We start from the raw sequence: 17355 nt of genomic DNA on the forward strand, positions 1-17355 counted from the left end.
AGCCATTATGGCTATGATATGAAGCAGTACTTCAAAACAACCACAACAGGAAAAGTTGGCAATACGGTATTCCGTAAAGATACAACTGTTCCAGTAAACTGCTTTAACTATAGCTTAAGCGCAGTCCCTAATGATCGGACATATCGCATTAGCTTCTGGGTTCGTTGTTCTTCTGACTCCAACGGTTCGTTAAGCATTCCAGTTATGTATGGTTATGCTGATGGCTTGTGGACAATAGCACGATATAGCGCCGTTAGTATTCCAGCAGCTCAATTACCAGCAAAAGATGGAAATTGGTATTTCGTATCTACCACAGCAAACTTTACCTCTAACACCATTATTCAGCAGTTACGCTTCGGTATCGCATTGGGCCATACAGGGACATCAGGTTGGTGGGAAGTTCAGGGCTATAAAGTTTCACCAGTCTTAAATGAATCTGATATTGATAGCACTATTGTTAAATCATCTATTCTTATCGATTATTCGAGTAAGTCAGATACTACAAAAGCAATTTCAGCTGCAACTGAATCACTTGAAGCAAAATTCCGACAAAAGTTTGGTGATTTATGGACTAATAGCTCAGCAACTCTTGATAGTACTCGTTATACAAAAACAGAGACTAATCAGGCGATTGCAGAGGAAAGTAAAATCATTAAAGCCGCTATTTCAACTAGTGGTGGCGATAATATTATTAAAAATGGTGATTTCTCTAAGCCACTTGAAATATCAAATTGGCGTCAAAATGCAGTAGTAGCAGGTAGCTTATTTGAAGTTTATAAGGATTCAAATTGGATTACTTGGGGGCATTTTAAATCAACCAATACAACAACAAATTTCAAAGGCTTTATTGAGACTATTACTTTAGCTGAAGGTTTAGAAGCGAACCAGAAGTATACGTTGTCGTTCAAAGCTAAATCATTAACGGCTGCACAAACTCAAATTTTCCTAATCATTCATCGACGTGATGCTGCAGGTAGCAACAACCAAATTGGCACCACTTGGAATAATATTTCTACAGATAAAGAAGTATTATGTACTTATACATTTGATACTAATCTTGTTGATTTACAATATATTAATGTGATTCTGTATGCTCAAATTGGATTTGCACCTGATTTTTTAATTCGTGAAGTACAAATTGAAAAAGGTGAATTAGCAACTGGTTTTAGAAAAAATCCTCGTGAACTTGAAAAGGGGTTGGAGGCTAATGCGACTGCAATTGAAGGTACCAAGGCAGATGTTAAAAAGAATGGTGAACAAATTGCATCCATTTCAGAAAATTATGTAACTTTAAAATCTGCGGTCGATAATAATAAATTATCTGCTGATGGCAAGTTTCAAGAAATTAACTCTACCATCAGTGATAACCAGCAAAACACCACACAATCAATCACAAATCTAGAATCAGGTTACAAGCAATTAAACCAAGACTTAGGACAGGTTTTTAACTATCGTGTTTATTCGTGTGGTTGGAATGGCTTTTTCACAGGTATCAAAAACCTAAAAGGTGAAATCAAATCTGTTGCTTCAGCTCGTGGTTTTTCAGTTCATGTTCTTGCCGCAGATGGGTCAATCGCTACTTCCACACGATACGATACATATGCAGCTATCGCGAATGCTACGGCGATGAGTAATGCTATCGCGGCAATTCCAAATGATACCTTTGTTATTGTCACAAACTACGACAGCATCGGAGTAAATATTGCTACCGTAAAAAATGCTTTAGTTTCACTCGGTGCAAATCCATTTACAATTGATCAAATCACTGGGCGTGATGCTTACATCCTCGTAGGGCAAAAAGGAATTGGGTCAGGTCGAGGTATCGAATTACATTCAACACCAGATACGGGCCCGAATGGAGCCAAACAAATCATGCTTGCCGTGCAGGTCGTAAGTGGTATTCCGATTGGTTTGGCAAACAACAGTGGTAACCTACAAAAAGTCTTAGAAAACCACGCTCAAATTCTTCAAGAAAAGATTACTCGTTCTGATGCGAAAGAAGTATTTGCAGAAGAAATTAAGGTCTTTAAAGCACAACTAGATATTTTAAGGTATTCAGAAGAGAACTGGATTTTACTTGGTGACGATACTAAAAATTTAAGTATCGCAACAGGAACTAACAGAACAGTTGCTGTATGGGAACTTCAATATAAACATAAAGAAATTCCTATCGATAAAGGCGATCCAATTGTAGCCCGTATCAAATATACAGCTGCTGCTGGATTAGTTGGCGCGACTTGTAGCATTCAATTTCATGGAGCAACTTATAGCATTGGATTGCCTTCATTTATTGTTGCTGCTACGGGTGAAATTGAATTGACTGGTATTTTCCCTTCTGATGTAAAAGCTACTGCGTTTGAAGCTATCCCATTAGGTTTACGCTTTGATAATGCACCGTCAGGTGGAACTTTTACGATAACAAACATGTTTATCAGCCGAGGTAATTCTGCACCAAATTTCAAAGGAGGTTTTAGATCTTCTCTTAAGCAAAATGCACAGTTTGTAGAAGATACCTTTATTAAGGCTGATGCAAACAAGGGTGTCATTGTTCAACAGATCAACCAATATGATGCTGGTGTACCTGGCGGATTATCGACAGTAGTGAAAACTACAAAAGCTACAGCTGACCAAACTTCACAAGATCTTGCAACTCTTAAAAATACTGAAATTTCGCAGTTACAAACAAGTACTAACAATCTTGGTTCGGCATTAGAGAACACAACAATGCTTGCAATGATGATTACGAATGGAAAATTGTTGCAAGGAGATGTGAACTTCAAGAAGGGTAATAATGGAGTAAGTGTATATAACAATGCAGGCAATGGAAATGTAACTGTTGCACGTGTTGCAAAAAGTGCGGATAACCCGACCACCTCAACACATGAACTGGAAATCAAAACCATTGGAGCTGCAAATCCTACGTGGGGCGGTTTTTTTCAACTGGTGTATGGTCGCGCTAATGCAGTATTTGTCATTAAGTATTTAATCAAATTGCCAATTGGATATAAGTTGGTAATCGCTGGAAACTCGATGGGTACAGGTGCAATTGAGCGATTTGTAGGTAGTGCTGAAGGGACAGGTAAATTCGAAACCTATATCCGATTGATTAAATGTGGTGCGACTGGATCATTCTCTAACTCAGGTCACTTATATGTATCAGGCGGATCTACACCTACATCTGCTGCACCTCTTGTTTGGACTTTAGCTCAAATTGAGCAATATGATGTTACGGACTACGCTTCAGCCGACCCAACATTACAAGATTTTGTTTCTACTGCTACAACTTCACTTTCAACTTTAACGAACTTCAAAGAAACTTGGGCAGCACAATTAACTGAGATGTCTTCAAAGTTAGATAGTAAAAACAGCGCTTATATTTTGAATGCTGATATCACTAATACAACTATTGATAGAGCCATTGCAGCCTCATCTCAAAAACTTACATCAGAATATACTACTGCTATGAGCGTTCAACCTCTAAGTTCAGGTGTAGGCAAGATTTTTGCTAATCCTCTAACTTGGCGTCAGCAAATTACAACTACTGGTACATTAGTCATTAAAACGCCAATCACTATTAACGCGTACATGACGAAGATTAAAATCTCTGGTTATAACTACAATAATAAAGAAGATAATACTTTTGATATGGATCTAGCATTTTATGCTTATACGTCCACCACACCTTTTTATCAGAATATGACAGCTCGTTCATTTGGGATAACAGTGGATGAATCAAATGCGATCACGAAAGGTTTGGCTTTGGCCTTAGATAGCAACAATAAAGTATGTATCTTGATAACAAAAAAAGATGCTTGGTCATATCCAGCAATTACTGTTGAATCAGCAACAATTACTCATACTAATCCACCTGATTATTTCAAAGATGGCTGGTCAGCGGCAATTGAAACGGATTTAACAGTTTATAAGTCAGTTACGCCTTTTACTGTTACTTCTGCGATGGAAACAACTGCTGGCTCACAAGCCAAAGTTGATGTTCCAATGTCTCAGTTAAGTGATATTGCAGCTGATAATAAACTCACTGCAGTAGAGAAAAAGCAAGCAAAGCTGGTATGGGATACGCTTTATCAAACTGATACGAACTTAAGAGCTGAAGCAGTTACTTATGGGATATCTTCGACCGCTTATGCTACAGCTTTTAGTACGTTAAATACCTATTTGGCCGCTTTATTTGCCAACATGAATGTGACCAGTACTATTGATCGTAATCAATTTATTACTAATTTTGCGAATGTTCATAATGCACGACAAGAGCTTGTGCGATTAATCTCTGAAAAAGCAAAAAGTCTTGCAGATAGCGCTCAAAATAGTGCAAACAGTAAATCAAAAACATTTACAGCACAGCCTACTATTCCATACGCACAAGGGGATATCTGGAAAAATGGAACTACTGTTTCAGTTGCAACTGTTGGGCGTACGTCTGGTGCATTTACCGCATCAGATTGGACAAAAGTAGGGGATATTACATCTGAAAATACTTCCGCTGATACTGTTAAAGTTAACGGCGTATTGTCTGCTACCGTAACCGCAAATGCTGCTGCAGGTAAGCAAATAGCTGATGATGTGATGTCAGATTTAGTGATTACACCAACTGAAAAATCTGCTTTGTATAATAGCTATAAAGATATGGAGTCTAACTTTAACCGGTTGCAGAACTTAGCTAATCCGTGGGGTATTTCCGTTACGGCAGCTCAGACAGCTTGGGATAATTTGAATAATGTATCTCCTAAATTTTTCACAGATATTATTTCCACAACAACCACTAAAACTACATTAACCTCTGCTCAACGTGACTCATTAAAGGGAAGGATTAACATCTTCTACACTGAAGTTGCTAAGTTAGATAAGGCAGTAAATGAATACTTAAATAAAGCTGCAGCTGATGCAAAAGATCTAGCCGCAACAACTAAAGCTACTTTAGAACGTGATTACCTAACTTCATCAAAAACTAATGAAGCTATTGCCTCATCAACTGAACGTATGACAGCGTTATATTCAGCGAACAGTCAAAAAATCATGGCTTCGGTACTTGATACTTGGTTTAAAGATTGGCTGAATAAAACCCCTTCTGGTAATAAAGCTGAAATGACAATTGTTGCAGATGCTACATGTCGTGGGGGATATGCTCTCCGTATTGGCAACAATAGTGGAAATGATGAAGCTTGGATAAATTGGTTTGCTTCTTTACCTATTGATGACAACAAATACTATCGAGTGAAGTATAGATTTCGCCGTGTAAGTGGTACTGGCGTTGTGTATGTAGGTGCAAGTTGTCAAAATGCAACGAAAACTAAATATGTAGCTCAAGACAACACTGAAATTAATGATGTTGGATCAAGTCATTACCTGGTTGCTGGTACCGCACCTGCGTTGGGTACGTGGATTACAGGTACCGCTTATTTTAAAGGAAGATCTGCGGGTGCAAGCTCTGGTGCAGGAACTCTTCTAAGTCCAAAAACATTTGCAAACAAAGCAGCTTTCTTTACTCCCGTTTTTATCGGCAATTATTCAGGTAAAGCAGGTGAGGTAGATCTTGATTTCATTGATATTGAAGATGCAGACAATATCGCTGATTTTGAAAGCTTTAAAACTACATATACCACTGAAGTTGGATCCTATGCAGGAGCACTTCAAACATTAGTATCAGTATACGGAAATAATGCAGTAAAGCTTAAATCTCAAGCCGATTTGATTGATGGTATCAAAGGTAAATATGTTTTTGGAATGGACAATAACGGTGTGTTCAGTGGTATGTCTATGGCAACTGAACAAACTAATGGAACTGTATTCAGCTCTATAGGTTTTCAAGCAGATAGAATCTTTTTCACAACTGGTTCTTCTTCAACAAAGTACATGCCTTTCATTATTCAAGATAATCAAGTGATTATGAATAGTGATGTATTTATTAAGAATTTGACCGCTGCAAACTTCAAAGTAAAGTCATTGACTGCTGATTTATTTAATGTCGATAAATTGAGTGCAATTGCTGGTGAGTTGGGAACCTTAACAACTTATAAAGATCCTGCAAAACCAACTGGTGCTCGAATGGTATTAAGTGGAAGTTTAATTACAGTATATGACGATAATAACGTTGTCAGGGTGAAATTAGGGCTGTGGTAGTGATGAGGGGCTAGTTATCTAGCCCTTTATTTTTGGAGGAAAAAATGCCACAAGGTTTACAATGTTTTGATGAAAATGGAAAAATTATTGTTGATCTTACAGATAAGCAACTTACTGCATTTAAAAGCATTACTATTGGTGAAGCTGTTGCTCCTAAAAGTGTTCAAGACTACTTTGGAGCTGACCGTATAGGCTTGCCACTTACTATGCCAGGTATACATCCAGAAACTACTGTAGCTTTTGTTACAGGAAGGCAAGTAGGTACTCAAAAGAATGTAGTAGGTATGCAAAGATGTTTTGTATCTATTACTGCAGCAGATACTTACGTTTTGTCGTGTTTTGAGCAAGCTCCTTTAGCTACAGACACATTACTCTTTTATAAATTTAGGTAGTTGTAATGGGTAATTTTATTGTACTGAATGATAAAGGTAATGTAGTAGTCGATGATGAGACTAAAAATATTGGTACAGTAGGAACTACAGTAATTACCACATTACCAGATCCTGGAGGGGCTTTACCTATGATTATTACTTTTGGTGGTGGTGGTCCATCTTGGTACCCAACTACAATGCGTGATACTCGTACAATAGGTATTGATAAATTAGATGATGGTTTAACCCCTATGACTATTATGATGCCTAATGATGGGGGTTTTGGTGCAGGGGCTGGTACTTTTGGAGTTAATTCAGGCACCTTGTATCAATTACGTCAAGACTATCCAGTATCATCAGGTTATCTTGACGTATTTAATGAAACAGGTGATTTAATTTGGTCAGCAGCATCTGCTGGTAAAGTACCACGTGTAACTCAAGTATTACATTTTACCCATGATGAGTTAGCCTCTAACGGTGGTGAAGGTATTGAGGTGGATATTGGTATAGGTTCTGGTTTTCTTGTAGACAATATTATTGGTTCTTTGGATATTAACCCAGGACCTACTGGTACTACAGCAAGATGGTTTGCTATGTATTGGGGATATAACCAAGGTAAATTAAAGCTTGCTTTTAAATGGCGACATGACGGTTCACCTGAACCAGGGATGGTAAAGGCATTAAAGTTATACGGTTTTAATTTATTTGTTTTTAGATTTGCAGGATAAAAAGAAAGCCCCTTTCGGGGGCTTTCTTTATAAAAGTATTTTAGGCAGGCTGGTCAGAAGCAGGTTCTTCTTCTACAAAACTGTAATTAACAGCAAAAGAACCACTCTCAAGATCCCAGCCTAGGTTTAATGTTTTGAAAGCGGGGCGGCTGTTAAATCGCTGGGCATTGACGATGTCTTGAGTCTTTTGTGCTAATTCGATATCCAAAGCGTTAAGTACTTTAACTTCAGCCATGAGCTTTTCCTCTAAAACAGATTGAAAATAGGTTCAGATAGAATTGCATGCTGTATATTTATTAAATCTGTACGGTTCCAATTAGCTTTGGAACCTATCTAATAGTTAAAAATTGGTAGCTATCAAAATACTTAATTATTTAGGTATTTTGGCTTAGTTATGTCTTCTCGGTTCTTATCGTTGTTACTCGGTGAAAATGTTAATTCATATGATCAGCAATTCGATACGGCTAATCAGGATTCCACGGCGCAGTTATATGAAAGCATGGCACCGTTTTCACTTGGGACAAATCAAACCAAAGCCAATAAGAAGCGTACTCGAAAAGAAATTTTCACCAAATGGGAGAGAATGTTACGCTTTGCCCCAATCGCTGAGGGTATGGGGATTCATGTATCTGCAGCTTTAGGCGGAGATTCTTATAGCGGCCAACAAGTGTTTATTACACCAGCACAACGTTTGAAAAAGGCAAATGGCCCAGCAGCTGAAAAAATAAAAAAACAGCTAGATGAACGCCGTGATGTAATGGAAAAGCTGATCAATAAGTATTTAAGTAAGCTTGCTCGAGATGCGATTTCATTTGGCGATTCCTATGCCCGAATATATGGCAAAAAAGAGAATGGAGTAATTGACCTCCTTTGTAATGAGTATACATATCCACCATTAATACAGCCCTTTGAACAAGGTAGTAAAACTGTTGCCTTTTATTGCTTAGATCCTCGCAATTGGCAGAAAACAATTACCAAATTGAATACTATTCAGATGGTACGTTTCAAAATGCCTCGTATGAGCAATATTGCCCAATATGAACTAGTTGAAACTGGCCTTGTAACTAAAATGTTAGAAGGAGATGACCCAGATGAATTACCTATCTTACCCGCTCATTTAGGTGGATCATTCCTCTACGAAATTGAAGAAGTTTATGATGATGTGATTCTTGCTTTGGCATCTATGAACAGCCAGCAGATTGCAGATACTGTAAATCAGATGTTCTTGACAGTTAATATGTCTGGAATGCCGCCAGCACAACGCCAAGCCTATGTTCGTGGTTTAGAAGGTTTACTTAAAAATCATGAGACATATGTTCGTGACGCTTTATCAGGTGGTGAAGCGGTTTGGAATACTGCTTTTCACATGCTGCCAGTATTTGATGAGAAGCAAGTTCTGAATCCTGTTGGTGATATCAAACTTCAAAGAAGCTCACCAATTAATATTGAACAATTCATGATTAATGTCCGTTTGTTAATGGGCGGGATAGGTCTAGACCCGAGTATGGTGGGGTGGGCTGACATGTTAACTGGTGGTATTGGTGAAGGCGGAGCGTTCCATACCTCAGCGCAAATCATGCGTAGGTCACAAGACATTCGTACAGCAGTAACTGAAGGGATTAATCAGATTCTTCATTTGGATTGGGGATTTGCATTTAATGAACAATTTGAGCCTAAAGATTATCCTTGGCAAGTTGAATATTATACAAACCAAACTGCAGCAGCTACTGAAGAAATCAGTAATGCCCAATCTAGAATGAATACAACACTACTTAAAACCCAAGTGATTGCCGCTTTAAAGGAAACAAACTTAGATATAGAAACTATGGCCTATATTCTAGAGCGCGATGCAGGTATGAAATATGATGAAGCTCAATTATTAGCTGAAAGTATTTTTAAGAGCCGTAAATTTTCTGAGGATGAAGAATAATGGCTTTTTTTGAATATGAAACCCAGAATAATACGTCTAATAACAGTTTTGGTAATGTTATAAGTCCATTTAAGGAACGTTTTGCAAGAAATCCTGTCTTATGGTCTGGATTGACAGTTGATAAAGCTGTTTCCCATTATCAAGAGCTCTATGCGTTAGGAACTCTCTCAGCCGCGCATTTTGGAATAGAAATTCGACCTTATCGGGCAAATAGTAAGATTGCCCAAGCGAATATTCCAATTTTTGATCCTTCCAATAAAATCGCATGGTTAGCCAATAATGTTGATGTATCACTTCTGGATGCGCAAACAGACTCAGTGCATATTGGGCACTATCAACTCAACCATATAACTGGTAATGCATCAAATGAATTAAGTATTTCATTTATTGAGACTAAAGCTGCCGCAATTACAAATAGTGCATTAGCCATAAAGCAGATAATGTTTAATAAAGATGGTACGCAACAGCCACCAATTGAATATTTAATGCGTTTGAAAATTTATGCTTTTGATAAAGCCGTTAGAACTAAGCACCATTTTGAAATTGAGCATTTAGTCGCATTACAAGCTGGTAATTTACCTTTGGACGCAGCAAATAAAGCACATTCAATCGTCAGCTTAAATTTCATAAAAATGTTCCCAAACTTAAAATAAGTTTTGGAACTCATTGGCTTTTTATATTTGGCAGATTGAGAAAATAACCTCAAATTAAAATGAGGTTAAGTCCGTGAGTATTAAGTCAATTTTCATTCAAACTCATTCCCCACATCAAAGTCGTTTTGTTGTTGGTTTTGATTCAATGGTTAATAGTGGCGCTTGTGCAATTGGGTTTATTAAAGGAGATTACCGTCAAATTAATGCCTTAGTCACTGAAGACTACACGGAAAATGACCTCTGGCGAGTGATTAACTTAAAAGGGCAGAAGAATGGAATCGAAGCTTATGATTCTGTAGCCATACTAGGTGCAATTGATAATCAACATGCTGGTGAATTAGCAATCTTACAGTTTGGACGTATGTTTGATGCTTGTGTTACAGATGTAATTGAAACAAATCAATTTGGTCTTAAACGTCACCTATCATCCAAAAAATTTAATTTATCTGGTTCAAAACCTATTCAAAGATGGCAATTAGAGCAATTACAAAACGTGATTGCTGCAGAAACACCTCAATGGGACGGTATCAGTTTAGTTTCACATGAAGGTGATACAGCAAAACTTTTATTAGACATGCAGCGAAATGATGACCATAGCCAGCTGCTAAGTAAATTTGATGGGTTACCTACGCTATTATGTAGTCTAGGGGTAGAAGAAGCACATTATGACTCTATTATTGTTGATTACCAGCATTTAGAGCAGCTGTCAGCTATCTTACATAACGCTATGAACCAGTTTTCTAAACCTGGTGTTAAAGTCGTTAACGTTACTGAAAGTAAGCCGTTTAAACATAGAAAAGTACTTCAAATAGCGCTTACTTATGACTTTGATGACGGCCAAAACTTCACAATTCTTTTCCATAAGCCCGATCGATTATCCAAAAAAATTAGTCCAGCAGATTCATTAATGTCATGGAAGATATTAATGAACAATCGCGATATTACGGCTGCAATTCAGCCTAATCAGGGTGAAGGAATTTCAATTCCAATTCTCGCTGGTCGAATCATGAAGTTAATTAACCAAAATAGTAATCGTTTTAAACGTTTACAGGCTAAAAAAGCCGAAAAAGCTAAAGCTTTGGCAGATGCTGAAAGTCGTATTGAACAAAAACAAAACCAGTTAAATTCTTTGAATGCGGAAATTTCCAATTTATTAAACGATTTGGATCAATTGCAAACTTCATTGCAATCGAAGCAATCAGAAGAAAATGAAGAAATCATTGAAGAGAATAGTTTAAATGATAATTCACCAGATAGTATTTCACATGAAGAAGCAGAACGTTTAAGAGCTGATTTAAAGCGTTTGAATGCAGATCCTCAATGGGCGGGAGAAGATGGCTTACGTTATCAAGCTTTCTATGAACGTATCAATAAGGCTGTAGAGGGCGATTCAGAAGCAGTATCTTGGGCTCGAAAATGGATATCTGAATTAGATGAACAAGATCTAGCTCAACAGCAAGCAGAACTAGAATCAAAAAAACTCATTGAGGCTGAAATTGAAGCAAATCAAAAAAGAGATGAAGAAGTATTAGCAGCACGTTCAGCTGGTATGGCTGAAAATAAAATGATGCAGGCATGGTTAGACACTTTAGAAAATCCTGAAAATTCTAACAATATTGACTTTATGGGGTGGGTTTCAGATCGCCGTAGTGAGTTCTTACAAACCTGGAATGGGGCTGAAGGTTCACCAGAATATTTAACAGCATTCTATGAATATTCAAGAGCATGGGCAGATGAATATTTAGCGGATCGCGTTAGTAAGAAAGAACAAATTCAAACTTCAGTAACAGATGATGAACCTGAAGAACTAAATACTCCAACTGAAGTTGAAGATCTGCAATCTAGTACGACGGAAAATGAAGGTAATCAACTTTATCTTTCAGTAATTGAAGGGCAGGTTAAGGTTAATCTCGAGTTATTAGAACAAATTCGGGACGAAGCAGAAAAAGACTTAGATGATCCTCTTCTTATTCCGGCTGTTACAGAACTATTGAACCAAGTACAAACAATGGAAATGGAAGCGGAGAATATCTAATGACAACACTAAAACAGATTTCTACTCAAGATATTACTAAAAACCCCTTAGTTGTAATTGATCAAATGATTAGTTTATTAAAACCTAAATCGGGCTTTACTGGGCTTTTGAAAGGTAGAAATAATAATGTGAAAACAGCCAAAGGGGAAAAGATTTCTACTGTCTTCGCTTTAGTCGATATTGATCAAGTCATTGCATCTCATACGGCAACAGGTGCAGAAAACCCAAACTATCCGCAAGAACTGCAGCCACGAGATCGTAGTCGTGAATCATCACAAGCATGGGTACAGAAAACTGCTAATGATTTAGATCCTGAAAGCCTCGGACGTTCAGGACGGGCAGATACGGGAGCACCAATAACTGGAGATGATTTAGTAGTTGAATCAGGAAATGGCCGCACCATGGCAATCAAGCTTGCATATGAGCGTGGTACCGCAAATGAGTATAAGCAATGGTTGATTGATGAAGCCGATTACTTTGGGTTTAGCACTGAGCAGGTACAGACTATTGCTAAACCCATTTTGATACGTATTCGTACCACTGAAATTGATAGAGCACAATTTGCTATTGATGCAAACCAAGATGATAAGTTGTCATTTACAGCTACAGAGCGGGCTAAAGCTGATGCTAAACGATTAGATAATAATTTATTGGCTCTCTTTAACCCGAATGAAGACGGTGATTTATTAGCAGTAAGTAACCAAAAGTTTATTCAAGGTTTTTTAACTAAATTAGGTGATACAGAAGCAGCCCAGTACACCACGAAAGATAAAAAACCAACACAAGCACTGATAAACAGAATTAAGGCCGCAATTTTTAGTAAAGCTTACAATGATGATCGTTTACTAGAAATGATGGCCGATCATACAAAACCAGATCTTCAAAATATGCTTAATGCGCTTGGTGTTGCTGCGCCTAAATTTATTGAAGCTCAAGCTATAAGCCGTGGAAATGTACAAGATATATCGGATCAAATCGTAGATGGTATGGAGCAAGCTATTGATCAACGTGTTGCTAATGCAATTATTGATGCTGCAAATACCATTTTAACTGCCAAGCAAAATGACCAAGATATTGTTGAGTTCGTAAAGCAACAAGGGCTTTTTGAGGATTTGGGAGAAGGTGTTGCTGAGCTCGCCGTGTTTCTCGCCAAGAATAGCCGCAGTTCAAAAAAAATGAGTATGTTATTTAAAGCATTAGCTGAATTTGCAGAGAAACAGGCTTTAGATAGTAGCAATGTAGGCTTGTTTGGTGAACCTGAACCAGTAAGTGTAAAAGATGCTATCCAATATGCACAACAAGTGCTTGGTGATGATTTCATTAGTGTTCAAATGTACGATTCTTTGATTGAGGCCAACAGATCAAGTAACCCTAAGACAATTCGATTAACCAAAGAAGGGGCTGAACGTTTCCATAGTGCTTTGAAAATAAAAGTTGCTCAAGGTGGTGACAATGAAAAACCAGAAGTGAACAAAATTAATGACATTCTTTTCGAAGGATTAGATATTTAGTTCTGGAACCTACTGAAAATTAAGTACTTACGATCCCTCAACATACGAACATAAAGTTCCTATGCTGAGGGATATATGTCCAACTTTAAGCTCAAACCAATCACTAAAGACACTGTATTGGTTGCGATTTATTACATGATTGATTTCATGCATTTTCAGAGCAATATTGCTCGGTTTTTCCTTCTTATCATCCATAAGCAAATAGAACTTAACTTGTCTGTAGCGAAGCAAGCATTATCCTTTGCACGTCAAGAAAGTGATTTTCCAAAATTGGATGAAGTAGTTGAAGTCTTATATGCTGAAGCTATAAAAAACATTGATGAATCAGTTATCGAACATTTAAATAACGGTTCAAGAAATGTTATTGAACAACTAGAGACTATTGTCAGTCTTTTTGCTTGTGAAAAAGAGCTGAAGCCATACACAACTAAAAAGAATAAAACGCTACAGGTTATTGGTTTAAAAGGAATAAAATTAACCAAAGCTAAAGAATATGATCCTTATGCCTTTTATTCTCAGGGTGAAATTCTTGTTCGCTCAAAACATCTTAAAGCTATTCCAGACTCACTTCTTTCCGAAGATCAGCAACTAGTAAAAGGGTTATTCTCCTATGTATCAAATACCAATTCAGATGTGGAATCAGTTGGCGAATTTCGTTTCAGATCCAGAGGACCAATTGTTCCTGCAAATGGATCAGGAAAAGATGAACTCGAGACTGCAGAAGCAATCAGAAATGATGGAGAAACTGGGGAACTCAGAAACAGTAGTTCTGGCTTATCAAAAAGTGATGATGCAAGTTTACTTGGCGGCCGAAATCCAAGAAATGAATCTTCAGATGGAGATAGTGGAACCAGTACTAACCGGGTTAACAGCAGCGGAAGCGGTGAACTATCTGGTAAGAGATCATCTCTTAAACGAGCAAGAGATCGATCAATTGTACAATCTGCTAAATCAGTTAGAGCTGCCATAGATGAAAAGCGTGAAGCTCAATTAAAAGCAGATAATGTAGAAACTGTTTGGAGTGATGCCTCAAATATTGACGAAGCTTTGCCATATCTACAACCTGCACAGCGCGGGGATGTTTTTAAAACGGAAAAGCACTTAATCGCGGAAAATAAGAAGGGTATTCTTTTTACAAATGGCACAGGTACAGGCAAAACTTTTACTGGGCTGGGTGTTGCAAAGCGTTTTATTAATGCTGGTCTCAAGAATATTTTGATTGTTACCCTTAACGATAAAATCGTGAATGACTTTGTAAAAAGCTCAAGTCCTTTGCATATAAAGGCTTATAAATTAAAAAGCATTAAAGATAACGGCGGAGATGAGCACTCAGTAGTAGTCACAACTTTTGCTAATTTTGGTCAAAATACAAGTTTGGTTCATAAACATTGGGACCTTATTTTAATTGATGAAGCCCATACTCTTTCACAATCATCTGATGGGAAATCAACTGCAGCTTTAAACAAGCTACGAGCATTAACAGGTCATTTGCGAGGTTTTAATGAATGGTTTGATAATAAATTTGCAGATCAAATACCTAATGAAGAACTTGATGAAAATGGCAAAGAAACTGAGCAATATCTATCCGCTTATAACAAAATGCAGATCCTTCGAAATGAGCAACATAAAATCTGGAATCTGAACTGGAAACACCAGAAAAGTAAGTGCAAAGTTGTTTTCTTATCTGCTACGCCATTTAGTTATCACTTTTCACTTGATTGGGCGGAGGGCTATTTATATGACTATATGTCGCCTTCAGTATCTGTAGATGATCAAGGTAATTTTGCAGAAGGCTTTGGTAAGGCTAGAGAGCACTTTTATATGGGCAATCTTGGATATCGAAAACGATATGGTAAGTTGACTCGTCCAGAGGCAAAGGTGGATACAGGTGTACTTGAAAGACAGTTTGCCGAAAGTCTTAAAAACACTGGGGCTATGTCTGGACGCGATTTAGAAGTTAATTTTGACTATGATCGAAAATTTATTCTAATTGGCTCTCGAGTAGGTGAACTTATTGATGAAGGTTTAACTTATCTTCGCAATGGTTATAAAGAAATCGAAGGGCATAAAACACGAACTTTTGAAGAATGGGCGGCTCAGACTGGAAAACCAACAACAGGCTGGGGACGTCATGCATCGATGCAAGAATATGATCAGCTATTCACAGGAAATCGTTTTAAAAACATATACGAAATTATTGCAAAACGCTTTGATTATTTAGCAAGACGTCGTTTATTAGAAGCTATTAAAGCTGAAGCTTGTGTTGATATGGTGAAAAAGCACTTAGCATTAGGCCGTAAAGTAGTTATTTTCCATGATTACAATGAGGGTGGTGGTTTTGCACCTTTCTTAATTAGTCAGCTTGATATCGAAAAATATGAGATCCACTTAAGAGATGCTATTGAGCTTGAATATAATTCATTCAAGGAAACCAGACCGGATCTAGTGAATCTCAATCTTGACTATGATTCACCAGTTGAGACTTTAAAGAAAGCATTTCCAAATGCTCTATTATTTAATGGCCGTATTTCAAAGCAACAACGTGAATCTAATGTAAATTTATTTAATACAGATGGTAGCGGGCATGACATTCTTATTCTGCAGTCAGATGCGGGCTCAACAGGAATTAGCTTGCATGATACAACTGGTAAACATCAACGAGTTTTAATTAATATTGGGCAACCAACAAAGCCAGCCAAGTTAAGACAGACAGAAGGTCGTATCTATCGAACTGGACAAGCATCGAATGCTATTCAGAGATACTTAACTACGGGTACTGCATGGGAACGGGCTGCATTTGCAGACACGATTGCTGGACGTGCAGAAACAGTAGATAACTTTGCAAAAGGTGCCGATGCTGTAGTAAGTATCAAAGAAGCGTTAATTCAGGCTTATGAAGATGCTCAATATGAAGAGCCAAGTCTAAATGATGGTATTGGTGGTAAAGCATATGATGAAGAAAATGCCCGTATTGCTAAGTTAACCCCATTTGATCAAGCACTAACATTCTACTATGCCAAAGGCAAACGTTCTGAAAGTCGTGATAACCGCGAAGGTAAAGAGTGGTATGCAACGCCTGAACCACTTGGATTTAAAATGATTGAATGGGCTGGTGTGCACACAGGTGATTCTGTTCTTGAGCCAAGCGCTGGTGATGGAGCTATTGGTCGATTTGTTCCGCAAGATGTAGAGCTAACAATGATTGAACCGACTGAATCTTTAGCTAGTCGTGCTCAAATGGCAAATACTGGTGCAAAAGTAATTGTTGATACTTTCGAGTCTTTAGAGACTTTAAATAAGTACCATGCAATTGTAATGAATCCGCCGTTTGGTCATGCAGGAACGTTGGCAATTCAACATATTAAAAAAGCTTTTGGTCATCTTTATGATGGTGGTCGTATTGTGGCCTTGGTACCACGTGGTTCGATGGATTCAAAAGTTGATGAGTTTATTGAAAGCACACCTGGTGCAGTTCTTACAGCTGAAATCTGGTTGCCTCAATCTACCTTTAAAAATGCTGGTACCGCCGTTTCAACTCGAATCATCATTATCGAAAAACATGCCGGAACTAATGATGTACCAATTACACGAGAATTAGACTTTACACATCTAACAAGTGTTGAAGACCTCTTTTCAGAAATCCGTGACATCGCAATGCCTCCTAGAAAACTACGCATTGATGAGCAGCTTGCTAAGTATGAACTTTATGTTAGAACTGAACGTAGCAAGTATGTTTTCAATGGGGACGGAGTTGATAAACCTCAGATCAAGAATATCATGCTGAAATTCTGGGGCTCAGAAGTTAATGAGTTCAATGAAGTAGTTATGCCATATAACAAATCTGCTGAAATCATTAAAAAGATTGATGAGTTTGAGCAAGTGAACAGTATTAATTTAGCAGCTTAATATAAGTATTAAAAATACGCTCATGATGAGCGTATTTTTATGGTGTACTGGATTTAGAAAAATTAAATTTATTAATATTATGT

8 protein-coding genes and 1 pseudogene are annotated in these 17355 nt (G+C 37.6%); 8 read left to right on the forward strand and 1 reads right to left on the reverse strand.

The features are described from left to right. Positions 1-477 precede the first annotated feature (477 nt). The 3 genes and pseudogenes from AOLE_RS20890 to AOLE_RS08000 all read left to right on the forward strand — a co-directional run. Positions 478-6138: pseudogene (locus AOLE_RS20890) on the forward strand (interleukin-like EMT inducer domain-containing protein); the annotation flags it as partial. A gap of 44 nt (positions 6139-6182) precedes the next feature. Further along, positions 6183-6530: a hypothetical protein gene (locus AOLE_RS07995; protein WP_013197592.1), complete on the forward strand. Its 348-nt coding sequence runs from the start codon at positions 6183-6185 to the stop codon at positions 6528-6530. Between the two features lie 5 nt (positions 6531-6535). Continuing rightward, positions 6536-7237 carry a hypothetical protein gene (locus tag AOLE_RS08000; protein WP_013197593.1) on the forward strand — a complete coding sequence of 234 codons (702 nt, stop codon included), beginning with the start codon at positions 6536-6538 and terminating at the stop codon, positions 7235-7237. 40 nt (positions 7238-7277) lie between these two features. Here the strand turns inward: AOLE_RS08000 and AOLE_RS08005 are convergent, their stop codons facing one another. Further along, positions 7278-7472: a hypothetical protein gene (locus AOLE_RS08005; RefSeq protein WP_013197594.1), complete on the reverse strand. Its 195-nt coding sequence runs from the start codon at positions 7470-7472 to the stop codon at positions 7278-7280. Between the two features lie 159 nt (positions 7473-7631). Here AOLE_RS08005 and AOLE_RS08010 point away from each other — a divergent pair, with 159 nt between their 5' ends. The 5 genes from AOLE_RS08010 to AOLE_RS08030 all read left to right on the forward strand — a co-directional run bounded on the left by AOLE_RS08010 (position 7632) and on the right by AOLE_RS08030 (position 17272). Next, complete coding sequence (locus AOLE_RS08010) at positions 7632-9167, forward strand: hypothetical protein (protein ID WP_013197595.1); 1536 nt, start codon at positions 7632-7634, stop codon at positions 9165-9167. After that, positions 9167-9820, forward strand: a complete 654-nt coding sequence (locus AOLE_RS08015) for a hypothetical protein (RefSeq protein ID WP_013197596.1) — start codon at positions 9167-9169, stop codon at positions 9818-9820. Before AOLE_RS08010 ends, AOLE_RS08015 begins: the two co-directional genes overlap by 1 nt. 73 nt (positions 9821-9893) lie before the next feature. Further along, positions 9894-11855, forward strand: a complete 1962-nt coding sequence (locus tag AOLE_RS08020) for a defense against restriction DarA-related protein (RefSeq protein WP_013197597.1) — start codon at positions 9894-9896, stop codon at positions 11853-11855. Further along, the gene (locus AOLE_RS08025) at positions 11855-13366 is read left to right on the forward strand and encodes a hypothetical protein (protein WP_013197598.1); all 1512 of its coding nucleotides are present in this window, start codon (positions 11855-11857) and stop codon (positions 13364-13366) included. The genes AOLE_RS08020 and AOLE_RS08025 overlap by 1 nt, the downstream gene beginning before the upstream one ends. Before the next feature lie 75 nt (positions 13367-13441). Next, positions 13442-17272, forward strand: a complete 3831-nt coding sequence (locus AOLE_RS08030; protein ID WP_013197599.1) for a DEAD/DEAH box helicase family protein — start codon at positions 13442-13444, stop codon at positions 17270-17272. The last annotated feature ends 83 nt before the right edge of the window (positions 17273-17355 follow it).

The sequence above is a fragment of the Acinetobacter oleivorans DR1 genome, from assembly GCF_000196795.1.
Taxonomy (GTDB): Bacteria; Pseudomonadota; Gammaproteobacteria; order Pseudomonadales; family Moraxellaceae; genus Acinetobacter; species Acinetobacter oleivorans.